General features: G+C 55.3%; 24 protein-coding genes and 1 pseudogene. 4 read left to right on the plus strand and 21 right to left on the minus strand.

Features of this window, described 5'->3' with window-relative positions; genetic code table 11:
* Positions 1 to 14: 14 nt before the first annotated feature.
* The 20 genes from AB3226_RS00140 to AB3226_RS00235 all read right to left on the minus strand — a co-directional run bounded on the left by AB3226_RS00140 (position 15) and on the right by AB3226_RS00235 (position 20,600).
* Positions 15 to 1,319: a phytoene desaturase family protein gene (locus AB3226_RS00140; RefSeq protein WP_367371479.1), complete on the minus strand. Its 1,305-nt coding sequence runs from the start codon at positions 1,317 to 1,319 to the stop codon at positions 15 to 17.
* Positions 1,320 to 1,552: 233 nt separating this feature from the next.
* Positions 1,553 to 2,935: an OmpP1/FadL family transporter gene (locus tag AB3226_RS00145; RefSeq protein ID WP_367371480.1), complete on the minus strand. Its 1,383-nt coding sequence runs from the start codon at positions 2,933 to 2,935 to the stop codon at positions 1,553 to 1,555.
* A gap of 39 nt (positions 2,936 to 2,974) precedes the next feature.
* Positions 2,975 to 4,024, minus strand: coding sequence for a 2Fe-2S iron-sulfur cluster-binding protein (locus AB3226_RS00150; RefSeq protein WP_367371481.1), 1,050 nt, complete (start codon positions 4,022 to 4,024; stop codon positions 2,975 to 2,977).
* Between the two features lie 24 nt (positions 4,025 to 4,048).
* Positions 4,049 to 4,555, minus strand: a complete 507-nt coding sequence (gene styC / locus AB3226_RS00155) for a styrene-oxide isomerase StyC (RefSeq protein ID WP_367371482.1) — start codon at positions 4,553 to 4,555, stop codon at positions 4,049 to 4,051.
* 15 nt (positions 4,556 to 4,570) lie between these two features.
* Positions 4,571 to 5,701, minus strand: a complete 1,131-nt coding sequence (locus AB3226_RS00160; RefSeq protein ID WP_367371483.1) for an alkane 1-monooxygenase — start codon at positions 5,699 to 5,701, stop codon at positions 4,571 to 4,573.
* 58 nt (positions 5,702 to 5,759) lie between these two features.
* The gene (locus tag AB3226_RS00165; RefSeq protein WP_367371484.1) at positions 5,760 to 7,244 is read right to left on the minus strand and encodes an aldehyde dehydrogenase family protein; all 1,485 of its coding nucleotides are present in this window, start codon (positions 7,242 to 7,244) and stop codon (positions 5,760 to 5,762) included.
* Between the two features lie 45 nt (positions 7,245 to 7,289).
* The gene (locus AB3226_RS00170) at positions 7,290 to 8,045 is read right to left on the minus strand and encodes an SDR family NAD(P)-dependent oxidoreductase (protein WP_367371485.1); all 756 of its coding nucleotides are present in this window, start codon (positions 8,043 to 8,045) and stop codon (positions 7,290 to 7,292) included.
* A 104-nt stretch (positions 8,046 to 8,149) separates the two neighbouring features.
* On the minus strand, positions 8,150 to 10,102 hold the full coding sequence (prpE, locus tag AB3226_RS00175; RefSeq protein WP_367371486.1) for a propionate--CoA ligase: 1,953 nt from the start codon (positions 10,100 to 10,102) through the stop codon (positions 8,150 to 8,152).
* 261 nt (positions 10,103 to 10,363) lie between these two features.
* The gene (dmpG, locus tag AB3226_RS00180; protein WP_367371487.1) at positions 10,364 to 11,383 is read right to left on the minus strand and encodes a 4-hydroxy-2-oxovalerate aldolase; all 1,020 of its coding nucleotides are present in this window, start codon (positions 11,381 to 11,383) and stop codon (positions 10,364 to 10,366) included.
* 3 nt (positions 11,384 to 11,386) lie between these two features.
* Complete coding sequence (locus tag AB3226_RS00185; RefSeq protein WP_367371488.1) at positions 11,387 to 12,337, minus strand: acetaldehyde dehydrogenase (acetylating); 951 nt, start codon at positions 12,335 to 12,337, stop codon at positions 11,387 to 11,389.
* A 5-nt stretch (positions 12,338 to 12,342) separates the two neighbouring features.
* On the minus strand, positions 12,343 to 13,137 hold the full coding sequence (locus tag AB3226_RS00190; protein WP_367371489.1) for a 2-keto-4-pentenoate hydratase: 795 nt from the start codon (positions 13,135 to 13,137) through the stop codon (positions 12,343 to 12,345).
* Positions 13,138 to 13,145: 8 nt separating this feature from the next.
* Positions 13,146 to 14,012, minus strand: a complete 867-nt coding sequence (locus AB3226_RS00195; RefSeq protein ID WP_367371490.1) for an alpha/beta fold hydrolase — start codon at positions 14,010 to 14,012, stop codon at positions 13,146 to 13,148.
* Between the two features lie 101 nt (positions 14,013 to 14,113).
* Entirely contained in the window at positions 14,114 to 14,746 is a 633-nt protein-coding gene (locus AB3226_RS00200; RefSeq protein WP_367371491.1) for a TetR/AcrR family transcriptional regulator, read from the minus strand.
* Between the two features lie 78 nt (positions 14,747 to 14,824).
* Entirely contained in the window at positions 14,825 to 15,535 is a 711-nt protein-coding gene (locus AB3226_RS00205) for a class II aldolase/adducin family protein (RefSeq protein ID WP_367371492.1), read from the minus strand.
* Positions 15,532 to 15,921 (minus strand): non-heme iron oxygenase ferredoxin subunit, encoded by a 390-nt coding sequence (locus tag AB3226_RS00210; RefSeq protein WP_367371493.1) that lies wholly within the window; start codon positions 15,919 to 15,921, stop codon positions 15,532 to 15,534. Before AB3226_RS00210 ends, AB3226_RS00205 begins: the two co-directional genes overlap by 4 nt.
* Entirely contained in the window at positions 15,918 to 16,694 is a 777-nt protein-coding gene (locus tag AB3226_RS00215; RefSeq protein WP_367371494.1) for an SDR family oxidoreductase, read from the minus strand. Before AB3226_RS00215 ends, AB3226_RS00210 begins: the two co-directional genes overlap by 4 nt.
* Entirely contained in the window at positions 16,691 to 17,590 is a 900-nt protein-coding gene (locus AB3226_RS00220) for a VOC family protein (protein ID WP_367371495.1), read from the minus strand. Before AB3226_RS00220 ends, AB3226_RS00215 begins: the two co-directional genes overlap by 4 nt.
* A 13-nt stretch (positions 17,591 to 17,603) precedes the next feature.
* Positions 17,604 to 18,092 carry an aromatic-ring-hydroxylating dioxygenase subunit beta gene (locus AB3226_RS00225; RefSeq protein ID WP_367371496.1) on the minus strand — a complete coding sequence of 163 codons (489 nt, stop codon included), beginning with the start codon at positions 18,090 to 18,092 and terminating at the stop codon, positions 17,604 to 17,606.
* 2 nt (positions 18,093 to 18,094) lie between these two features.
* Positions 18,095 to 19,372, minus strand: coding sequence for a Rieske 2Fe-2S domain-containing protein (locus tag AB3226_RS00230; RefSeq protein ID WP_367371497.1), 1,278 nt, complete (start codon positions 19,370 to 19,372; stop codon positions 18,095 to 18,097).
* A 28-nt stretch (positions 19,373 to 19,400) separates the two neighbouring features.
* Entirely contained in the window at positions 19,401 to 20,600 is a 1,200-nt protein-coding gene (locus AB3226_RS00235) for an NAD(P)/FAD-dependent oxidoreductase (RefSeq protein WP_367371498.1), read from the minus strand.
* A gap of 588 nt (positions 20,601 to 21,188) precedes the next feature.
* Here AB3226_RS00235 and AB3226_RS00240 point away from each other — a divergent pair.
* The 3 genes and pseudogenes from AB3226_RS00240 to AB3226_RS00250 form a co-directional block, all read left to right on the plus strand.
* A complete protein-coding gene (locus AB3226_RS00240; RefSeq protein WP_367371499.1) occupies positions 21,189 to 21,347 on the plus strand; it encodes a hypothetical protein in 159 nt (52 codons plus the stop codon).
* 78 nt (positions 21,348 to 21,425) lie between these two features.
* Positions 21,426 to 21,686, plus strand: coding sequence for a PAS domain-containing protein (locus tag AB3226_RS00245; RefSeq protein WP_367375725.1), 261 nt, complete (start codon positions 21,426 to 21,428; stop codon positions 21,684 to 21,686).
* Positions 21,631 to 21,759: pseudogene (locus AB3226_RS00250) on the plus strand (methyl-accepting chemotaxis protein); the annotation flags it as partial. The gene AB3226_RS00245 and the pseudogene AB3226_RS00250, both read left to right, overlap by 56 nt.
* A gap of 153 nt (positions 21,760 to 21,912) precedes the next feature.
* On the opposite strand, the gene AB3226_RS00255 reads toward AB3226_RS00250, so the two are convergent.
* On the minus strand, positions 21,913 to 22,821 hold the full coding sequence (locus tag AB3226_RS00255; protein WP_367371500.1) for a LysR family transcriptional regulator: 909 nt from the start codon (positions 22,819 to 22,821) through the stop codon (positions 21,913 to 21,915).
* A 153-nt stretch (positions 22,822 to 22,974) separates the two neighbouring features.
* Between AB3226_RS00255 and AB3226_RS00260 the strand changes: the two genes are divergently transcribed.
* Positions 22,975 to 24,498 (plus strand): CoA-acylating methylmalonate-semialdehyde dehydrogenase, encoded by a 1,524-nt coding sequence (locus AB3226_RS00260; RefSeq protein WP_367371501.1) that lies wholly within the window; start codon positions 22,975 to 22,977, stop codon positions 24,496 to 24,498.
* Position 24,499: the final 1 nt, after the last annotated feature.

The following is a 24,499-nucleotide window of genomic DNA, read 5'->3' on the forward strand; positions in this document are numbered from 1 at the left end:
CCACACATTTTGAATTATTGGACACTGAGCGGGAAACGGCGGCAGATCTCGCCAACGATCAACTTGGCGGTTTCCGCGCATGCTGCCGTGCCTGCGCCCCCCCACGGCTTCACCCCGTCACCGACATTCCAAAGGTTCTTGATTGGCGTGGTTGGCGGCAGATCGTAACCAGTGATGGCACGTTGCGCCGGCCATTCATGAGCTGTGACGTCTATAGCCACCACCATCGACTGATCGAATCCCGGGAACTGCTCGCGAATATCCTCAAGCAACAAACGTTTTTCCAACTCCACATCGAACTCGCCACGTGCCGGGCGTGGCACCGAAGCGCCGCAGTACAGGTGCCATCCGGCCGGTGCCCTTTGCAGCTCCGGGGCACTGAAGTTGGCGGCATAGACCATGCGGCGGCTCTGGCTGAAGATCGCCAGGCACGGGAAGGATGCCAATGGTCGTGGGCTGGCAAAATGGACAGTGATGATCGCAGCTGGATCACTAGCTTCACGCACCCCTTGCGCGTAGCCCTCAGGAAGATCGCCTACATCGGCAAGTTCAATGGTCGCCAGTGGACCGATATTGCTGATAAGCAGACTGGTCGAGATCTCGATCAGGTCGCCTCCATTCTCGACTATTACACCGCTGACCAATCCATCCTCGGAGAAGTTGAGTCGGTTTGCCTTGCTCCCCAGCCAGACCTCACCCCCGCTCTTCTTGATCACCTCAACCAGCGGCTTCCACACTTCGATGGTGCCACCGACCGGCATGCCGATCTTCTTGAACGAGGTGCCCTTGGTGAAGTAGTGCAAGATCACATCCGCCGGAACGTCTTCAGTGCTGGCAGCAAACATTGCCCCCACCACATTGTTCATCAGACCGTGAATCCAGGGACGGCGAGTGAATTTGTTGAGCCAGACCTTGAGAGATTGTCCCGGCAGCGGCCGCAACGACGGTCGTAGATTAGTGATACTTCGCAGGATAACCGGCGCGATATTGCGGACCCAGCCTGCCGGCCCCTCAGTGATGTTGACATCACGCTCACCCACACGCAGTACGGTACTGGAGCGATGAGGCTCGTAGAGCTTCAGCTCCAGGCCAAGATCACGATAGGTGTCCGCTACGGCGCCATCGAGTTCAATCACCAGCGCCCCGGTGTTGCACAAAAAACCGTCAACCGTGCGGGTAGAAGCTCTTCCACCAATCACCTCCAGCGCCTCCAACACCAGAACACGATAGCCGTTGTGCGCCAAACGCGCTGCTGCGCAGAGACCTCCGGCCCCGGCGCCAATCACAACTGCATCGAAGTTACTATTTTTATTTGACATAAGCGAACTCCAGACTACTCAAACAATTGGAAATCAATACCTCTCAATAACGAACCGAGATTTCGCAGAAACTGTATTTATGCGAGTGTCATCACCGGGATTCTCCTTGTCGATCCTCCGATGTAGCAATGTTGATAACCATCGATATCCGACAGTCGATTGCTCACCACACTCGAGTAGTTTTAGTTCTTCTTTCTATCAGCTGGGCAAACGGCGTTTTATCACTGCACTACTTAGAAGCGCTTTGTATAGGCAATAGAAGCAACAGTCTGGGAATGCGATGCTTCGATGGGTGTATCGGTTATTGGAAGACTGTCATTGGACACTTTTTTCTTAAACCCATAGGCCAAACCAAAATCGATGACATCGTCAGCACTAAATGCGTATGAAACACCTCCCGTGACATTGGTGGTGGGCGTTGAGGGTATGATTGGCAGTACTCCACCGGAGGAAGTTGCCTGCTGGGCATAGTGAAAGCCAGCACGGAACACCCAGCGCGCGTCATAGCGATATTGTGCTCCCAGGGAATACACATTGGTGTCCCGATAGTTGAAAGGCAATTTCAGGTCGAGGCTATCACCCGAGCCATTCTGCTTGAACTGGACGCGGATGTCCTTCATGACATCGCTCCAGAAAACGCGCTTGTAGTCAAACGAGACGGCAAATCGATCCGTGAACTCATGATTGATGCCGACCGCCAGATGAGCCGGCATCTCGAAATTGCGCAGCTTCATGGAGCCAGAGAGCGGAATGTTGCCAGCGACAGCGCTTACCGCCGTCAAATCGGCGTCTCCGGAGAGGTCACCGACATTCGTTTTGAAGTTATATGCCAACCCAAAACGAGTCTGCGGGGACAATTGATAAGTCAGGCCGACTTTGCCACCCAGCCCCCAGGCATCCGTACCACCACCAGCAGCACGATGATTGTCAACAGACAAGTAGCCCGCCGACAGCTCCGGTACGCTCAGCAGTGCGGGGACCAACGAACCAGACAATCGCCCCTGCCCAGCCAGACTACCGATCTGCGTGGCATCCAGCAGCAGTCCCAGGTTTACCGATGTCCATACCGCCTCCAACGAAGCGCCGACAGACAACTTTTCACTCACCTGGTAAGCGGCAGAGAACGGCACTCGTAAAACGAGCAACCGGGAGAAATTATCCAGTCCCGTATCAATGCTGTTGGTAGAGGTGCGGGAGAGAAAACTGTTGTCCCCAAATTGGGTTCCGACACCGTCGGAAGCAAAAGCTCCAATACCCAGAGCATAACGCTCATCACGCCAGACAAAGGAAAGCTCCGGCCCAAAGTACGGCCCATTATTGCGACCATGGTTTTGTGAGCGAGCTGTCTCTCCGGTCTCGGTATTCTTGATCTCAAGGTCGGCAGTAATAATGTCCACACCAACACCGAGATGCGCACCTTCCTGCATCAAGACGAGGGTCGCCGGGTTCATCATCATTCCCGCTGCTCCGATGTCATGAGCCACACCGGTCCCCCCCATACTCAGGGAAATCGGGCCAAATCCGCTGAGATTAAAGGCATCAGTCGCGCACGCAACACCACTACACAGGCAGGCCAGAACGCCTCCGACACCACAGCTGTATATTGTTTTGTTCATATACCAGTCCTTCTTTTATTATTGTATTAAGAATGGAATCTATGGATTTCGGCCGTCTGTGAACTTGTCGTAGAAGACCCTTTCCAGTGGTATGCCATGCTCCGCAAGTCGAGCGATGGCAGCGTCGATCATCGGCGGAGGCCCGCAGAGGTAACCCTCCGCACCCTCGCAGAACCCTGCAGGAATATGCTCAGTTACCAGGCCGCGCGCGCCCGCCCAACTGCTGGATTCCGGTTCATGCGATAACACTGGAATGAAACGGAACTCGCCCTGCCAGTTGGAGGCGATGTTGCTGATGACCTTGAGTTGATACAGATCGTCCTGGGTTCTTGCGCCAAACAACAACGTGCAGTCACGCTTGATGCGATTTACCCGAGCGTGCTCGAGGATGCTCACCAACGGCGCCAGACCACTCCCTCCGGCGATACACATCATCGGTGCGTCGCCACCGTGTAAATGAAAAGTGCCGTGTGGTGTCTCCATCTCCATCGGCTGATCATCTAGCTCACCGCGGAACAACGCCTCAGTGAACTCACCTCCTGGCACCTTGCGGATATAGAACTCGAGGGTGCTGCGTCCCTTGCGCTGCGGCGCGTTGGCGAACGAATAGCTGCGGTAACGAGCGGCGCCGGGGACGCGAAGGTTGGCGTACTGACCAGCCACGTAATGGACCGGGCGATCCGCCTGGACGGTCACTTTAAGGATGTCGTGAGTAAGCTGTTCGGTCGCCACAATACGGGCGGCGAACTGTTCGACTGGTGGCAGCTCGGCCAACAGTGGATCGATCTCGATGACGGTGAGCTCGTCACGTGGGACCGCCTGACAGGCCAGGATATAGCCTGCATCCAGCTCCGCCTTGGACAAGGTGTAGCCGAATGGCGTCGCTTCCCGGACCCTACCCTGTTTCAGACGCGTCTTGCACGAGGCACAGGTGCCAACCGTACAGTCGTGCGGATAGGCAATACCGTTGGCCAAAGCGGCCTCCAGCAACGTTTGTCCCGGCGTTAAATCAATCGTCACGTCCTGGGGCAGGATTCGCAGTTGCTTCGGCGCTTTCTTGCCGAAGATGGACTGAATAAAACTTTGCATTTGAAAAACCTCAGGAGATGCCAGTCACGCTGGGCGATGGAAGGCCTGCTTTGCCAGCATGCCCACAACAACAATGGAAACGACTGCAAACACCAAGGCTGGTACTAAGCCAATTACTGATGCCAAGTTAGCGGTCCCCAGGGCGTTGTCTGCAAAGCTCAGCGCCCGGTTTGGTGCGAACAGCGCAGCCGCGTAGAACAAGGTGTTCGCCCAACCAACCCCGATCACACACCAGCCAAGGAGGCCTGCCCGTTGGGTGTCGAACCCCAGTACGGGCAACGAAAGGGCCACCAGGACAATCAGGAACGCGTTGAGGAACTGCCCGATATGAAATCTCACCCAACCATCGCTATTGCCAGGTAGAACCAGCGATACCAATTTGCCAGGCAAGATCTCTAACCCGCCGATCAGACTGATCAGCAACCCCACTCCAGCCAGCAAGCCGATCAGCAGAATCAGCATGCCGTGCCCTATCATTCGTCTCTGCAGCCCTCGAATCGGGGGCTTTTCTTGGTTCGTGGATAGAGTCATCCGACATGCTCCCGTTCAACCATGCGCCAATGCGGATTTATCAGGTTTCTTCCCGCGCCCGCCCTGGTCATCGAACCAGTCTTCCCATCCCGCCCGACGGTTCTGTTCCTGCGCCAGACGTCGTTCAGCCGGCGAGGCATGCTCGCGGTCCCATCGACGCAGCGCAGGTTTAATGATGACGTTGTGCCACAGCGGTGGAATGAAGCCAGACAGGAAGCACACGATAATGCTGCGCACGGGGATAGCACCCTCGTCCGGCACCAACTTGTAGTAAGGAATGTACGAGTTCAGGTGGTGATCGGCGTGGTTGGTAATTTCAAAGGCGACCAAACGCGACAGGGTGCCGTAATGATTCCACACATGGTGTTTCTCGATCGGCGTGCCTTCCACGCGAATCTGACCGTAGTGTTGATAGTAGTTGAACGCCTCGACCCAGAAACGAGCGACCAGCATTGCGGCAAAGCAAAGGCCAACGGCAACCCAACCACCAATGAAATAAATGGCCGTGAGGAATACCACCACCGTCAGCAACGCGCGCCAGACGGAATGGCGGATGCCATAGCGTGTATGTCCGCGCTTCTCCAAGGTGTCGGCGTCGAGCTTCATTTCCAGCCCAGTGGACATAATCATCGAACGGAACACGAAGCTATACAGATTGGTGCCGCGTGATGCGGTATCGCAGTCCTCGGCTGTCCCCACGTCACGGTGGTGACCGACGACATGGACTTCCATGCGCATGGTGTCCAGGAATGCAATCTGCCCATAGCGCCCCGCGAAGCGCGCGAGACGACCACGAGAGTGATACAACTCATGGGTTGCCGGCACACCCGGTACCACAGACAGCCAAGCACAACCTAAAACCCCAGCAATCATCTGCCAGTAAGTCAGATCATGATTTGCGATTGACCAGGCAAATACGACGTACATGACCGGTAGCATCAAGGTGGATAGCCATACCGGCAGATAGGCCCAGAAGTGGCTCTTCATGTTACGTTTTTTTAGATCATAAGGCAGCAGCGCGTCACCAATGGCCAGAGCCGGGAATGCCGCGATGGCAATCCAGGCATAATCACCTCCCCAATAAAAACCCAGGGTGGCCAATACTTGGATGCACGGAGCCAAATAGTACTTAATATAATCCAACATCAGTCTTCTCCTTTAGGAATAACGAATTCCTAATAGTTTTTTATTCTTTCAAGACCGCTTATTCGTCCAGAAGCATGCAAACGGTTTTAGTTTCGGTATACGCCAGCAAACCTTCTTCCGAAACTTCCCGACCCCAGCCAGACTGTTTGAACCCACCAAATGGGAGTGCCGGATCCAGAATGCCGTGGCAATTGATCCAGACCGACCCGGCCTCAAGGCGGTGCGCCAACTTGTGAGCCTTTTTGATATCACGGGTCCAGATATTGGCAGCCAGGCCGTATTGGGAGTCGTTAGCCATACGGGTGACCTCTTCAACGTCCTTGAACTTCATGACGCTAACGACCGGGCCGAAGATTTCTTCACTGACGATTTTCATCGACGGAGTGGCATCAGCGAATACGGTCGGTTCAACGAAGTAGCCTTTGTCGCCAATACGCTTACCGCCACACACCAATCGAGCGCCCTGCTCCACACCAGACTCGATGTAGCCCAACACACGATCCTGCTGTTTGGCCGACACCAGTGGGCCGAGCATGGTTTGTGGGTCCAGACCGTTGCCCACAGTGAACTGCTGCGCAGCGGCCGCCACCGCCTCGACCACTTGGTCGTAGACGTTTTCCTGTACGAACAGACGAGTGGCGGCAAAGCAAATCTGCCCGGAATTGAAGAACACCGCTAGCGCTGCCCCCAAGCCCACTTGATCAAGGTCAGCATCATCAAACACGATGCTCGGCGACTTTCCACCCAGTTCAAGGGTGACGCGCTTGAGATTGCCCAACGAGTACTCGACAATTTTCTTGCCGACTGCCGTAGAACCGGTGAAGGTGATTTTGTTGACGTCCGGGTGCTGAGCCAACGCGGCACCAGCCTCATGACCATGACCGTTGATAACGTTCAACACTCCCTCCGGCAGGCCCGCCTCCAGGCACAACTCAACTAGGCGCAGCGTACTCAGCGGCGTCAGCTCGGTGGGCTTTATGACCATCGTACACCCAGCAGCTAGCGCCGAAGCGATCTTCCACGCCCCCAGCGCCAAGGGGTAGTTCCAGGGGGTGATGGCGCCGACAACACCAACAGCTTCGCGGCGGGTATAGGCGTGGTACTCCTTTCCATCAAAAGACACCGGTAACGTCTTCCCAGCAATCTTGCTGCACCAGCCACCCATATAGCGGAACACTTCAATCGCCGCTGGCAGATCCAGTATCTTGGCAAAACTCACGGCCTTACCGGTATCGAGAGCCTCAAGGAACGCCAGTTCATCAGCATGCTCTTCGAGCTTGCGCGCGATACTTTCCAACAAGCGACCACGATCGGACGCGCGCATATTGCGCCAGGAACGGGCCTCGAAGGCGCGTCGTGCTTCCTTGACGGCCAAGTCTATGTCTGCTGCACCAGCACGCGGAACATAAGCAATGATTTCGCCAGTTGCCGGATTTTCGATAGCCAGCGTCTCGCCCGACAGTGAGTCGACCCAGTTACCACCGATCAAATTCTTTCGTTTGTTCAGGTCGAGAATGTCTCTGACTCTTTGCTCATCATTCATGGCATTTACTCTTGTAATTATTGTGTTAGCTCGAGCAACTAAACATTAAAGACTCATGAATATTCCGCCATCAACGATTATGTTCTGCCCGTTGACGGTGGCTGACTCATCACTGGCCAGCCACAAGGCTGTACCGGCAATATCTTCGGGAGTTTGCGAGCGCTCGACAGTACGCATTTGCGCAGAAACCGCCTCGAACTGTTCGTGTTGCCCGCTGTTGGCAACAGCGTTCTGCGAATGGATATAACCAGGGGAAATGGAATTGACGTTAATTCCGGACTTGGTCGCCGCGAACTCGCGTGCCATGGAGCGCGTCATCGCAGAGACCGCCCCCTTACTTGCCACGTAATGCAACATGAAGGGAACACCCATATGGGCAATTACCGACGCAATATTAATGATGCGACCACCACCACTCTCGCGCATGTACGGAGCAACAGCACTGGCACACAGCCATGGCCCCATAACATTGACTGCCATCATCTTCTGCCAGTCAGCAACCTGCAGATTCTCCATTGGGGTGTAGTTAACACCAGTGAAAATTCCGGCATTATTGACCAGGATATCAATCTTGCCGAAGCGCTCGACAGCGGCTGCAGCCATGGCTTTGGTACTTTCCGGGTCCGCGACATCGGCCACTACGCCAAATGCACGTTCACCCATCTCGCTGGCGGCTTCATCTGCCCCTTTGATATCAGCAATAACAACGCAGGCACCTTCACGGTAATAGAATTCAGCAATCGCGCGTCCAATACCAGTAGCGGCACCTGTTACAATAGCAACTTTATTCTCAAGTCTCATTATTTTTACTCTCGACTTTATCTGATGAAAATATACCCTAGCCGCCAAATTTCCCGGGAGGGTACCGGCTAATCCTTATGAGTCCTAAGCCATCTCTAGTAAAACTAGGCGATCCCCAAAACTCTTTTGATATCTTCTAACGCCACGGGATTATCCAGCGTGGAAAGATCACCGGGATCTTCGCCGTGCGCTAGCGCTTTGAGCAGACGACGTAGCAACTTCCCTGAGCGGGTTTTTGGTAACGCTTCTACAATATAAGCCTTGGCTGGGCGTGATATTGCACCCAACTTTTTCTCTACTACCTGGATCACGCTCGTTGATATATCTAGCCGTGCTCCAGCATCCAAGGTATGTTCGCGCAACGTGACGAAAACAGCCGGAACTTGTCCTTTGACGGCGTCTGCAAGACCAATCACCGCAACTTCAGCAATACAGCTGAGTGATGACACAACTTCTTCAATCTCTCGCGTCCCAATTCGATGGCCTGCCACGTTGATAACATCATCGGTTCGACCGAGGATAAAGGTGTATCCATCTTCGTCTCTGATCGCCCAATCCAACGAGCTGTACAACAATTCGTCAAAGTGGCTGTAATAACTATCCACCATGCGCTGATCATCACGCCAGATGGTGGTCAGACAGCCAGGCGGCAGTGGTGGCTCAAACACCAGAATACCTTTCTGATTCGGCGCAACATCCACACCAGTAACGCTGTCGATGACTCTGGTCTTGTAGCCCAAATTTGGCAGACCGGGCGAGCCAAACTTGATCGGCTTCATTTCGATGCCCGGTAACATTGTCAGCGCCGGCCAACCGGTTTCGGTTTGCCAGTAGTTATCGATTACCGGCTTGTCAAGGATTTCGCTGATCCAGTGCGCTGTTGGCTCGTCCAGAGGCTCACCAGCAAGAAATAGATACTTCAACTCGCTCAGATCATGACGCTCGATAAACTCCGGCGAGTGCTTCTTCAAGACACGAATGGCGGTCGGCGAGGAAAAGATCGTGCGCACCTTGTACTGTGCGCAGATGCTCCACCACACACCGGCATCCGGATGGGTCGGTAGTCCTTCGTACAATAAAGAAGTAGCACCCACCAGCAGCGGACCATAGACATTGTAAGAGTGGCCGACCGCCCAACCCACGTCAGAGGTTGAGAACATGACCTGGCCTGGGTGCACATCGAAGACTGTCGGCATGGACAGTGCCAAGGCTACCGCATAGCCTCCAACATCACGCTGGATACCCTTGGGCTTACCGGTGGTTCCCGAGGTATACAACAGATAGCTCGGCTCATTCGACTCCAACCACTCCACCGGCACCAGGGTGTCACCAACTTCAGCCTTCAGAGTTGCGTAATCCTCGTCACGACCGGATACCCAGCTAAGGTTCTGATCCAATCCGCGAGAAACGATCAACACCTTCGACGGCAGCTTACTGACCTGAGCCAAAGCCGCATCAACCAGTGGCTTGTAGGGAATGATCTTGCCGCCGCGGATCCCCGCATCTGCAGCAATGACCAGACTGGGCTCAGCATCATCAATGCGCACTGCCAGGCTATGCGCGGCAAAGCCACCAAATACAACCGAATGGATAGCTCCGATGCGGGCACAGGCAAGCATCGCAAACACTGCTTCTGCCATGTTGGGCATGTATATGACTACGCGATCGCCACGACCTACGCCTAGCTTTTTCAGCACGGCGGAAAAGGCGTTTACTTCGATGTACAACTGCTGATACGTGAACTCACGAGTGACGCCGGTTTCGCTGGAGATAGCAACAAGCGCCAGCTGGTCTGCGCGACTCTCCAGGTGCCGATCAACTGCGTTGTAACAAAGATTGGTTTCTCCGCCTACAAACCAGCGTCGGAATGGCGGTTGTGAGTCGAGAATAATCTCGGGAGTTTTGTGCCAGTGGATGCGTTGAGATTGCTCTTCCCAGAAAGCTTCAGGGCTATCAACAGAGCGGCGATACAGCTCCTCGTAGGCACCTGTTGCAAACGAAGATCCCTCAAGCAAACCATCTTGCGTGGTCGTGGTGGCATGGATAGGAGCACTCATGGTTATGCACTCTCCGCTTCCTGCCTAGCCTGTCGCACTTCTCAGTGCATGGCATGGCAGGTTTTTTTTATAAACAGACTGATCTGTCTGTATTTTATATGTCAAATATTGCCCTACGGCGGTGCAATGTCAACAACATTTTTAGCCGTGGAGCACCTTTCTAAATCAGAAACTCATCGACGCCGCCTAACGCAGCTATTTCAGTGTTCACCGATGGCTACAGGGGCACTCGCACCCCTGCTCTTAAGCCAATGAAAACAATTAGTTATTGCTACGTGACAGGAGATCCAGCGCGACATCAATGATCATGTCTTCCTGGCCACCGACCATGCGTCGCTTGCCGAGCTCCACAAGGATATCGAGGGTCTTGAGGCCGTACTTGGCGGCGGCGATTTCGGCATGGCGCAGGAAGCTTGAATAGACACCAGCATAACCCAGCGCCAAGGTCTCGCGATCGACCCGCACCGGACGGTCCTGCAGCGGACGCACGATGTCATCGGCGGCGTCCATTAGCGTGTAAAGATCGGTGCCGTGGTTCCAGCCCAGGCGCTCGGCGGCCGCGATAAACACTTCCAGCGGCGCGTTACCTGCCCCGGCCCCCATGCCCGCCAAGCTTGCATCGATACGGTCGCAACCTTCTTCGACGGCGGTGATTGAGTTGGCCACGCCCAGGCTCAAGTTATGATGCGCGTGCATGCCCGTCTCGGTTTCCGGATTGAGCACGGCCTTGAACGCACGGAAGCGATCGCGGATATCCTGCATGTTCATCGCGCCACCGGAGTCGGCCATGTACACACATGTCGCACCGTAGCTTTCCATCAGTTTGGCCTGAGCAGCCAACTGCTCGGCTGGGATCATGTGGCTCATCATCAGGAAGCCGACCGTGTCCATGCCCAGCTCCCGGGCGTATTCGATGTGCTGTTTCGAGACATCGGCTTCGGTGCAGTGGGTGGCGATGCGCACCACTCGGGCACCGGCGTTGTAGGCCGCTTTCAGGTCATGCACCGTGCCAATGCCAGGCAACAATAGCGTAGTGATCTTGGCGTGCTGGATCACGTCAGCGGCGGCCTCGATGTACTCGAGGTCGGTGTGCTTGCCGAAGCCGTAGTTGAAGCTCGAACCTTGTAGTCCGTCGCCGTGGGCGACCTCGATCGAATCGACCTTGGCCTTGTCCAGGGCTCGGGCGATGTCCTGCACATTCTGGATAGAGTACTGGTGGCGGACCGCATGGCTACCGTCACGCAGGGTCACGTCAGAGATATAAATCTTCTTGTCAGTCATTACTCAGACCTCCGACACGTTGAGGCGGGTTTCGGCAATACGCTCGGCACATGCCATGGCGGCGCTGGTCATGATGTCCAGGTTACCGGCATAGGCTGGCAGGTAATGCGCAGCACCCTCGACTTCCAGGAAGACCGAGGTTTTCAGACCAGAGCGCAGACCCAGCCCCGGCACATTCACCGGGGCATCGACTGGAATGACATCGAACTGCACCTTTTGCTTGAGGCGATAACCCGGTACGTAGCTTTGCACCACCTCAACCATCGACTGAATGGAACGCTCAATCGCTGCCTGATCGGCCATCTCAGATAGAATGAACACCGTGTCGCGCATGATCAACGGAGGGTCGGCCGGATTGAGAACGATAATGGCTTTGCCTTTCGTCGCCCCACCCAGTTTCTCGATGGCCTTGGAGGTGGTTTCAGTGAATTCGTCGATGTTGGCGCGAGTACCCGGCCCAGCCGACTTGCTGGAGATCGACGCAACGATTTCACCGTAATGCACCTTCGTCACCCGAGAAACGGCAGCAACGATAGGAATCGTAGCCTGACCGCCACAGGTCACCATGTTGATATTCGGTGCATCCAACTCGTCATCCAGGTTAATCGCCGGTATGACATAGGGTCCAAGTGCCGCCGGGGTCAGGTCGATAACCTTGATGCCGTACTCCTGCAGCAGTTGGTTATGATGGGCATGGGCACCAGCCGAGGTAGCGTCGAAGACGATCTTGATCTCGGAGAACCCCGGCAGCGCCAGCAGACCTTCAATACCGCCAGAGGTTGTCGCAACGCCCATGCGCTCAGCACGCGCCAGACCATCGGACGTGGGGTCAATACCAACCATCGCGCCCATTTTGATGTGCTGGCCATGGCGCAGAACCTTGATCATCAGGTCGGTGCCGATATTGCCCGAGCCGATAATCGCCACCGCAGTTTTCTTGTTCATCTTATTCATCACAGCTACTCCTGGGAAAAGATGGCACGTACCGGGGTAAAGCCTTCGATACGAGCGGTATAAGTCGTACCAGGAGCAACCGCAGCCATCGGGCCGAGTGCACCAGTTAGAACAATATCGCCGGCACGCAGTGGGGTGCCTGCACGCACCATCGTGTCGGCTAGCCAACACGCAGCATGCAGTGGGTTGCCGAGGCAGGCACTACCCTGCCCTTCGGAAACCAGAGTGTCGCCTGCATGCATCGCCATCTTCATGCCCGCCAGGTCCAACCTCGACAGCTTCATCGGCTGAGTGCCCAGCACAAACAGACCTGAGGAGGCGTTATCCGCCACGGTATCCACCAGGCGGATATTCCAGCCTTCGATGCGGCTGGCCACGACCTCAATCGACGCCAAGGCATAGGCCGTCGCACCGATGATGTCAGCGACGCTGTGCTTCTCGTGGGTAAGGTCACGCTCTAACACCAGGGCGAGCTCCGCCTCAACCTTAGGCTGCAACAGACGCGAGGTTTGAATCTCCTCACCGTCGCAAATGCTCATGCTGTCCAGCAGAGTGCCGAAGTCCGGGCTGTCAACTCCGAGTTGGCGCTGCACCGCGAGCGAGGTCAGACCAATCTTGCGTCCAACCACCCGACGCCCCTCTGACAGCTGTCGTTCAATGTTGATGCGCTGTACGGCATATGCCGCGTCAATCAGTGCCCGTGGATCCTGTTCAGTAAAAAACTCGCGCACAGGCGTACATGCCTGGCGCGTTTGCTCCGCCCGCCAAAGCAGGTCGGCGATCGCTTGTTTGTCAGTCATGTCACACCTCACGCCACGCTACCGTCTGTGAAGAATTTCGTGGCCACCGCGTTGAACTCCTCAGGCTGCTCGTACTGTGGCCAATGCGCAGCTAGCCCCTTCATGACATACAACAGGCTACCTTCGACACGAGCATGGGCGGCCTTGACCGTTTCCATGTCGTGGATAGGGTTGTCTTCGGTCCACAGGAACAACGTGCCTTGCGGCAGTTTTTCCAGCGGGATGAGGTAGTCATCGTGATGGGCCAGGATCTCGTTCAAGCGTGGAAGCACCGCACGACTGGCTGGCTGCAGGTAAATCCCCAGACGCAGGTTGATTAATTCGTCGTTGACCATGTGATGGTTGTCAGGGTGCATCAGCCAGTGCAGGCGCGCCTGAACCGACTCATAGCTCGGTACGTTATCGATGTTGCGCTTGTTCAACTCGATAAAGTGCTTGAGATCCTGTCGTCCTTTCTCAGTCACAATCGGCAGACCGCCTGCCGTATTAAGCATCAAGCGATCGACCCGTTCTGGCCACCGCACCGCAAACAGTGCAGATACCCAGCCTCCAAGGGATTCACCCGACAGATGTGCTTTGGCAATCCCCATGGCATCCATCAGCTCACCCAACTGCTCAGCCAACATCATCGGCGTGTATTCGCAGTCAGGCTTACTCGACAAGCCATGTCCTACATAATCAAACGCAATTACGTGGAAATGCTTGGACAGAGGAATAAGGTTCTTGGCATAGGCTTCAAAATGACCATTAATTCCATGTTGAAATATAATGGCGTGGTCATTATGAGCACCCGCTTCTGCCACTCGAATAGTTCCAAAGTTGCGGGTTTTTACATATCGAATTTCAACACCTAAAAAATCTAGCCACAAACTCATAATCAACTCCTTATATTTATATTTCTTAAATTAAGAACGAGCGAGCACCCCACAACCATGTGGTTCCAACCTCCAGCAATAAACTCTTTTGTTATTTCAGACTATTTTACAGATGCAATCTGCTGATGGGCAATAATTCTCCACTCGGATATCACCTGTGCATTATGCTCAGGGTCTTCCTGGATCATGGCACGCATCGCGAGTCCACGATAAATTGCATAATTCATCCAGACGATATTTTTGGCCCGCTCCGGATCAACACCAAACTTAATTAGTACTTCAATCCAACCCTGTTCAAGGGGAAGGCGATGAATTCGCGACAGTTCTTGTACGGTCTTCCGAAGTTCAGGATCTGCATCCCCCATATTCAGTAAGTCCAGGGCAATCGCAAAATTGGGTCCCATAAAAAACCCCTCGGCCTCTTCAAAGAGCAGGTCCAGGGGGTCGTCGCCTGGGCGGAGCATTTGTATGCGACTCATACTGGAAGCAGTTGAGTCTGCATACACCCGTTCAAGCACAGCCAACAGCAAACTGCTCTTAGTCGGAAAATGATGGGTTTGCGCGCCCCTGGACACTTGCGCCGCATCGGCAACATCGCTCACGCGAAAGCTTGCATACCCTCTGCTAAGGAGCAACTCCACTGCAGCATTCAGGATTTTTTCCCGAGTTGCGTCTCTACGCTCAGCCTGGGTACGGCGCGTAATCTTTGTCGGTACGGTGGAAGTCGAATGCATGGCAAATAGCTCTTTAACAGAAAACTGTTGATTATGGTCGAGTCTCACACAAACACGAAGCTCATCGGCCAGTTCTGCTTAGTCTGTCTGAACAACCTGCCGCCAATCCGTTGCAGGATCGGCTTGCTCCTGATCGCCAAACGTCAGATGTGTCCATAGTCTCTCGAATACCTGGCCCGTGCTAACCTGCCTGGCCCGCACCTCGTCAGGCGAAAGCAGCCCGGCATTGACGTCCTGGATCATTGAGCGAAGAGTGCATTCGATACGAGCAGCATCCTCCAAACACCAGGCAATTCCGACGGCAACATCCAGTGTTGGTCCGACAGTGACAGCACCATTGGCTCGCATCACCAATGCATTGGCCTCACCCAATGTCTCAGCCAATTGTTTTGCCAAACCATCATCACGTAGCAAACGCGGGTCATCCCAATAACGACAGTCCGCAGTGAAGGCTCCGACACCATGCCTAGGGCTGGGTACCTGCCCAAGAGTGGATAGCGCCATGGTGTAGTGGGGCATAATCCTGCATATCCCACCCACCTCTGGGCGTCGCGCATAAACCTGCTGGTGGATGCGCACCTCTCCTAGTACACCAGGCGGCAACGGCTCATCGATTGAAACCACTGTTCCGGACTGCAGTCCGATGGACCCCATTGGTTGCGCCGCACAGACCAGAAAGTGCCTCTCATCAATCCGTGCACTGCAATGCCCCCACGCCTGAACCAAGCCATGTCTGGCCAGTGCTCTAGCAGCAACACGTACATATCGTTCAAGTGCTGCCTGGCTCATTTCAGTTCTCCAACCAATGGACGAACGCCCGTCACCCACACGCTGCCATCCCGTACCTCAACACCCCATGTACGCAGAGGATGCGTACATGGCATGGCACAGGCCTCTCCGGTGCGTACATCGAAACGACCGAAGTGCCAAGTGCATTCGACTTCCGTCCCTTCCAGCATACCGTCTTCAGATAGAGACGCTTCACCATGGGAGCAGGTGTCGTCAGTGACATAAAACTCACCGTTGACGTTATAAACCGCCAGCTTGTGCCCTGAGGGCAGCAGTGCCGGATAGATATCGCCGGGGGCTACATCGTCCGTGACACAGACAGCGACCGGAAACTGATGTCCGGCCACATCATCAATGGCAACGACTTCGATAAGTTGAGCACTCATTGCATGCTGCTCCCACCGTTAACGCTGATAACCTGTCCAGTCACGAAGCTGGATTCGGGCAGCGCCAAGTAGTGAACCATTGACGCTACTTCATCTATTTCAGCGGCCCTTCCCATAGGAATCACGTCAATGAAACGCTGCGCCAGATCGGGTTGGGTTTCGATGAAGTGGATGAGTTGCGGCGTTGCCACCGCGCAAGGCGCCACTGTGTTAAAGGTTACGCCACTGGTGGCAAACTCACGAGCCAGCCCGGAAGTCAGTGCATGCACGCCACCTTTAGCGGCGTTGTAGGCAGCATGATCCCAGAGACCGTTGCGCACTGAATCCGCGCCGAGATTGATGACACGGCCGTAACCGGCCTCCAGCATTTCGGGCAGGAAGGCACGGGTACACCACAGCACGGTCCACAGGTTACGATCCACGGTAGCCTTGAGTGTTTCTGCAGTGTGGTCGAGGAAAGGGCGGATCACCCCACCCCCCGCGCAGTTGATCAGTATCTGTACCTTTCCAAAGCGCTCACGCGATTGCGTTTGCAATTGCGCCACCACATCCTCGCGGGACAGGTCACCAGGGCAACTGATCACGCTGACCGGAAATTCTTGCTTGAGGGCATGTTCAACACCGAGCAGCGCATCGACATCGAGGTCCGAGAGCACCAAATCAGCCCCACTGGCAGCCAGCCTGCGGGCAATACCAAGACCTATACCCCGCGCTGCGCCGGTGACGACTGCCACCTGCCCGGCCAGTGGAGTAACTACTGACATCGTGTTCATGAGCTCACCTCGATAACACCGCTCTTGCCAAATTCAGGATGCGGTACTGCCCCCCAGGTATCCAGAGACTCCGGCACGGCCTCAAGCATCCGCGGCTCTCGTGCCCCAACCTCGGGAAACTCCTCCATGCCGAAGCTATATTCCAAGGTCATGCCGTCTGGATCTTGAAAGTAGATGAATACGCTATTAGACGGCGGATGCCGTCCAGGGCCATAAACGATCTGCACGTTGTTCTTTTTCATGCGATACAGGGCTCGACCAATATCGTCGATATCGGTCACCATGAAGTTCACATGATGCAACTGATTCTCCTTGGCCGGTCCCACTGCAAAGGTATGGTGGAGCGGGTTAGGATGGCAGCGCATGAAGGAAATTCGGTCTTCGATCAAATCGGAAACCTTGAAGTTGAAGTCCTGAATGAAGGCGTCGCAGGCCTTCTCGAACTCTACAGCGCCGATCACCACATGCCCAACGCGCGCAATGTTGGCAACCGTCGGTAGAAACGGCTTGGCCATTTGGGTGGACTTACTGAACATCTCCAACTGAAGCAGGCTGTGCCGCTCGCGTAGACGAAAGCTACGGCCTTGCTTAAGCAGCGTAGTTTCATCCTTCGACACCCAGGCCGGTTTGTAGCCAAGCTCCTGGAAGTGAGTAAATGCGGCCTCCACATCATCGTCGCTTTCCAGCTCGAATCCCACACGCTTGACACCACGTTCCGGCGCAGCGTGAAGCACAATGTTATGGTGGTCGCGACTACAACGCAGATAGGCGATCTCATCATTGTGTTCTGAGACCTCAAGCCCCAGCAGCGTCTTGTAGAACTCCAACGAGCGAGGCAGATCTGTCACGTTCAGTGCGACATATGCAAGCTTGCGGTACCGGAATGGAAAATTCATATTCAAGCCCCCATTACAGAATGATACTTACGCGACCATGAGGACGCAGATTCTCAAGATCGAGTTGGCACCGCTTTTCAAGAATCCGCAGCTGACCATCCACCTTCACCAGACGGTAATAACTAGTGCCCACATAGGTATCGGTGAAGCCACCCTTTATCCGGAAGGTGACGAATGCGGCGCGAGCCAGGATCTCTCCATTGCCCGCATGCTCGAACATCACGTTGCTGACCAGGTGGCGGGTGCGCGAGCGTGGCCATTCCGCATGTGCGGTTTTTTTCATGAGCCGAATCACACGCTCATTCAAACGGGCCCAATCGTCAGCGATGTAGAACAGACTCTTTTCCGGATCGGCATCACGTGGCAGATCGGCCGATGGCACCAGATATCGGCCGTCATTGGTAAATAGTGCGAGCCACTCCTTCAGCTTCCAGCTGTCGAGTAGGTCGGCTTCGGTGTAGAAAAAATCTTCAATATCGCTGCGTGTAATTGAGTTGGTCATGTTCAATCCTCAGCCTCATCGCTTACGCGCATTTGTTCGTTCCAGCGAGTCCAAAACACACGCATCTGCTGCTCGTCGTCGTATGCCGGCTGCTCTTTGTGCATCCCCTTTGAGATGTCATTCCATTGTGCCAACCGATAGTTTTGGAAGCCCTTCTGACAAGCCTCCAGAGCCTCGACATCGTCCGGTGTGGCAAAGCCTCCTGGGCCGAGGAATTCGAGGAAGTTGTACAAGCGATACTTACGCGCACGTTCTGTCTCTTCACGAGGAGCCAGAGCCCAGCCATTGATCAGCATGTAGTCCGGTGCTTCCGGATAGAAGGTACGTACCGTGACAGCCATAATGTCATTGATTACAAGGTTCGGATAAATCAGCAGGTTGCGGTTCTTGCGCGCCATACGCTCAGCCAACTCCTCACCGTGCAACTCGACGAGACGGGCATAAAGCTCGTCCATCTCACGCTTTCCTTCCTCGCCGAACAGAGGGATCCACTGCGCTATCGGACGCCCCCAAGGTGCACTGTATTCCAGCACCGCGTGCCCATTGCCCAAGTCCAGACTGCGCCCCGCAAGAGGTTCTGGATTTAAGCCTCCGTTGGTGTTCTTGATGTAGTCGAAGTAGCTGGCATGAGTGGTGACGGCGTGATAGCCGTCCACACTGTTTTCCACCAACAGTTTCCAGTTGGCGCGGATGGAGTACTCCTGAGAGCCGCTGACGATTGCCATGCCACTTTCCGACTGTTTGGAAATCAGCTCTAGATAGTCTTTGGCGTCAGCCAGATAGTCTGGCAGTGAAATAATGTCTGGATCAAAGCTGATAAAGCAAAAACCAGCGAATACATCAAAACGCGGCACGGCTGTCAGGTTGTTGCAGTCGCTTTTTTTGCAGGCATCACTGTAATGCTCGGCACCAGCCTGGCTTTTCAGCTGGCCGTTATTGCCAAAGATCCAGCCATGGTAGAAGCATTGGAAGTTCTTGGCATTGCCTGAAGGCTCACGACAAACGGTTGCCCCTCGGTGCGGACAAACGTTTAAAAAAGCATTGAGCTCACCCTTGGAATCCCGGGTGAAGAGAATGTTGCGGCGAGCTACGGTACGCGTAACAAAGTCACCAGGCTTGCTTAACTCCGACACATGACCGAGGTACAGCCAACATTTATCAAATATCTGCTCATACTCTCGCTCCAGGAGGTCGGGCCTGACAAAGGTAGAGCGCGAGACTTTGAATACCGAACTTTCCTTATCAACATCAAGAAATTGTTCATTTATTGTTGTTTTCATAGATTCCTCAGAGACTCAAAAACGTTTGTTAAACAATGCACTTGCGTAAATCTATCGACATATCAGCAAGCGCATGATGATCAATACGAACCCCTTGCTTTATCCATCGTCGAGCCATTGCCATATCTTTTGGTGAATTTATTGACGTACAACCCAACACTTGCCCATCTTCGGAAACTCTGAATATGCTGAAAGAGCCTTCTCGATTTCCCGTGCGGCACACTTCTCGGCCGCTGACAGCACTTCCAACAACCTGCAAGTTCAAAGATCCCTGATCAGACCAAAACCAGACGGGCTGGTTGTAACCGTTCTGTACGCCAAGAATATTTCGGCCAACCATTTCGGCATGCAATTGCGCATGCTCCCAGGTTTCCACTCGATAGAAAGAGCCGTTATGCTGATGAACTGCAATATCGCCAGTGGCATAAATACTCGGATTGGCGGTACTTCCGAACTCATCAATCAGCACCCCCTGCGGCACTGTAATCTCACAGTCCACAAAAGGCTCTTGATTGGGTTGGACCCCGACACAAACCAGCACATGATCCACTTCAATTTGCTCGCTATTAGATAGCGTGAGCATCCCGGCCTCATAACGAGCAACAGTCACACCATAGCGAATATCAGCACCTTGTTGGCGATGCCAAGAGTCGAGAAAGTTTGCCGCGCGCTCGCACAGGCTACGCGCCATTAGTCGAGTGCCAGCCTCTATCACCACGGGGCTCCCTTGAGCGGCAACCACCGCCGAGGCCACCTCGAGACCGATCACCCCACCACCGACAATAGCGATACGGCTTTGTGGTTTGATCACTTCACGAAGATTCAGCGCATCCTCGACTGTCCGTAGATAAGTGACACCTGCCCCAGACAGTCCTGGCAAAAATCGTGCGCGCACACCGGTAGCAATCACCAGCCGGTCAAAGCCCACCAAAGTCCCATCAGATAGCAGGGCAGTATTTTCTTCCGAATTGATACTGACAATCTCGAGCCCGAGGCGAAGCTCAATATTGGCCTCCCGGTAGGCATCGGGTTCTCGAATGAACCTCAGCTCATTATCACCGACTTGCAACACTTGCTTGGAAAGCTGCGGCCGCTCATACGGAAAATGCTTCTCGGCCCCTACCAAGATCACTTGCCCTTCATACCCCTGAGCTCGAATCTCAAACGCTACTGCCGCCCCTGCTTGCCCGGCGCCGGCGATGAGAACAGTACGAATAAGGCTCTTCATCTAATGTAACCCTCTCTAGCCTGAGCCTGTCATACAAACAGGCCAAGCGCTTTCTTGTTGTTACAAACAGACAGTTCGGTCTGTAAGTTAAAGAAACGATATGCCGCTCCGAGTCGGTTGTCAACAAGTCAAGACGGGAATATGGCGGGGGTCTGACCGACACGTGGCACCGCTGATTCAGAGTGCTCTCACAGCTCACGGTAAGGGCGGTACCACCTAAGGCGTCAAAGTAAACGGTGCACAGGGGAACACCGCCGTTCCAAACTATCCGAGAGGCCAAGCCGCGACAGGCTGATGAAATGACGCCCTGGCGAGCGAGCTGCCCGCACTCACTGCGCGCCTGACCGGCAGCGAAGCCGAACGCCAGCGCCTGCACACCTGCTTCGAACTGGTCAGCTAGGTTAGCAACGAAAGTCTTTGGGGTATGGATGTCAGGGCAGAGGATCCGCTGCACCCGCATGACGCCTTCTGGTGGACCGATCAAGTGCGCAGACTTCCCCAACCAGCTCGGCAGCTGAAGCGATCGCCTGCACCCCGACGATAAGGCGGCCGCCATCGATGCCCAGGAGCGCAACCTGAACGACCGGAATGGACACCCCGCCTATTACGCGCAATACCGCTTGGCACTGCAAACGGTTCGACAGCAGCGCCGAAGCGCTGCGCGATGAACGCAGCCTGCCGGTGTACGTTGACGGCTGGCTGCGCGGCATTCACCAGCAGCACGACCGGGAAAAGGAACTCGACTAGGTCTTGACCCGTTTCGAGCTGACGCGGGCATTGCTCAGCGGAGGCCTGTGGGACATGGAAGTTATCGATGGTGACCCGATGAATCCACGCCCCTCCTGTTGGTCGGCGCAGTTCTGCAGCATCCTCGGCTTGAGCACCTCCGATGACTTTCCCAATGTGCTGGACAACTGGGCCTCGCGCATTCACCCGCAGGACAAGCCGGAGGTGATCAGCCTGTCCGCCGCGCATCTGGCCGACCGCAGTGGGGAGGAAACCGTTCGGGGCGATCTACCGGATCAAGCTGAAAACGACCAACCTGCAGGCGCTCAACGCCGCCATCGAAGCCGCTCGCGCTGGTGATGCAGGTCGCGGTTTTGCAGTGGCTGACGAAGTGCGCAAGCTTGCAACTCGCCCCAGTGAAGCCGCCTTTCAGGCCGCGACTTGATCGACTTGCGTACGTGAATGGCTAAGGCCTGCTTCTCTACAGCACGCCCTCATGGGCCGCTGCTTGCAGAGCAATCGCGAAAAATGACTCAAAAATCCATACTACGTCAGTACCTTTCCCGAGGAGTATTTCGTGACAGCATTACCCTTCGCCAACTAGCGTCCCTAGCAAGAGCGCCTGGTTGGCCTGCGCCATTTCCCGCAAAAAATTCCACGTTACCTTCATCCGAGCAATGTCCTTCAGTTCAATTGGTATCAGCATCCAGAACGTACGGGTGAATTCGATTTGCTCACTGAGCACCCGCCTCAGGCGCGGATCGGCATCGGCAGAGAATGACGGCAGGATCGCGATACCGGCCCCGGCGGAGGTGGCTTGCTGCTGCGCGAGAATACTGGTGCTGCGCACGGCGATATGCCGGGGTTTGCCGATTTCATCGAGATAGAGGAGTTCCTTGCTGTACAGCAAATCGTCGATATAGCTCACAAACGTATGTTCGCGCAGATCATCCCGATGCTTAATGGGTGGATGCCGCTCCAGATAGTTAGCGGAGGCATACAACTTGAGCACGTAGTCGGTCAACCTGGTAATGATGAAGGGCCCTCGCTCGGGGCGCTCCAGGGTAATCACGATGTCGGCCTCGCGGCGCGACAGTTGTACCATCCGCGGCACAGCCAGTAGATCGATCCCCAGGTTTGGATAACGTCGGGTTAACTCGGCGAGCTGCGGAGCGAGCATCGTCAAACCATAGCCTTCGGTCGCACCGATGCGCACTTGTCCCGACAGTCTGTCTTGCTGCTGCCCTGCTCGCGCCTGTTCGATTGCCGAGAAAGCGCTCTCCATCGCTTCCGCTTGCGGCAATAGAGTGCGCCCGGCCTCGGTCAGGCTGTAGCCCGCGGCCGCGCGCACGAACAGCGAAGTATCCATACTCTTTTCCAACGCCTGGACACGGCGCGATACCGTGGTGTGATCGACGCCCAGTCGGCGCGCAGCGGCAGTTAGTTTGCACGCACGGGACAGCTCGAGGAAATAACGCAGATTGTCCCAATCCATCCAGACACCAACTTAGCTGTGCAAAAATGCAGAATAACCCTGCACTCAGCCGCATTGCTATAGACAAAAATGCACTGTTAGGATCAAGGCCAAGGTTCTCAAGCTCCACGATGACCACCTGCCAATATCTGCCCTTGAAAGGCTGGAGTCCTAATGACAGCGCAAGCAAACACCCAGAACACTGTGCCCACCGTTAAACTGCTGATCGGCGGCCAACTGGTCGAATCCAAGACCACCCAATGGCGCGATGTGGTCAATCCGGCGACTCAGGAAGTCCTGGCCCGTGTGCCCTTTGCCACTACGGAAGAAATGAATGCTGCCGTGGCCAGCGCCAAGGAAGCCTTCAAAACCTGGCGCAAGACGCCGATCGGCGCCCGTGCGCGAGTCTTCCTCAAGTACCAGCAACTGATCCGCGAAAACATGAAGGAGCTGGCGGCGATCCTCACCGCCGAACAGGGCAAGACCTTGCCGGACGCCGAAGGCGACGTATTTCGCGGTCTGGAAGTCGTCGAGCATGCAGCCAGCATCGGCAACCTGCAGCTCGGCGAGCTGGCCAATAACGTGGCCGGTGGCGTCGATACCTACACCCTGCTGCAGCCGCTAGGCGTCTGCGCCGGAATCACCCCGTTCAACTTCCCGGCGATGATTCCGCTGTGGATGTTTCCGATGGCCATCGCCACTGGCAATACCTTTGTGCTCAAGCCGTCCGAGCAAGACCCGATGGTGACCATGCGTCTGGCCGAACTGGCCATGGAAGCCGGGGTTCCACCGGGCGTGCTCAACGTCATCCACGGTGGCGTCGATGCAGTCAACCTGATCTGCGATCACCCGGACATCAAAGCAGTGTCCTTCGTCGGCTCGACCAAGGTTGGCACCCATGTCTACAACCGTGCCACCCAGAACGGCAAGCGCGCACAGTGCATGATGGGCGCGAAGAACCACGCCATCGTCCTGCCAGATGCCAATAAGCAGCAGACCCTGAACAACCTGCTCGGCGCCGCCTTCGGTGCTGCCGGCCAGCGCTGCATGGCGCTGCCGGTGGTGATCCTGGTCGGCGAGGCACAACAGTGGCTGCCCGAGCTGATCGAGAAAACCAAGACCCTGAAAATCAGTGCCGGCGCAGAACCAGGCACCGATATCGGTCCGGTGGTGTCCTGCTCGGCGCTGGACCGGATCGGCAGCCTGATCGCCACCGGGGTCAGCGAAGGCGCCACGCTGGAGCTGGATGGCCGTAACCCTGAGGTGGCTGGCTACGCCCAGGGCAACTTCGTCGGCCCGACTATCTTCTCCGGCGTGACCACCAACATGACCATCTACCGCGAAGAGATCTTCGGCCCGGTAATCTGCGTCTTGCACGCCGACACTCTGAACGATGCCATCGAGCTGATCAACGCCAACCCGAACGGTAACGGCACGGCCCTGTTCACCCGCTCAGGCGCCGCGGCACGGCACTTCCAGGAAGAGATAGACGTCGGTCAGGTCGGCATCAACGTGCCTATCCCGGTTCCGGTCCCGCTGTTCTCCTTCAGCGGCTCCCGCGCCTCCAAGCTCGGCGACCTTGGTCCGTATGGCAAGCAGGTGGTGCAGTTCTATACCCAAACCAAAACCATCACCCAGCGCTGGTTCGACGAAGATGAAGTCAGCGGCGCCGTCAACACCACCATCACCCTGAAATAGG

The organism is Pseudomonas lini (genome assembly GCF_964063345.1).
In the GTDB taxonomy this organism is placed as follows: domain Bacteria; phylum Pseudomonadota; class Gammaproteobacteria; order Pseudomonadales; family Pseudomonadaceae; genus Aquipseudomonas; species Aquipseudomonas lini_B.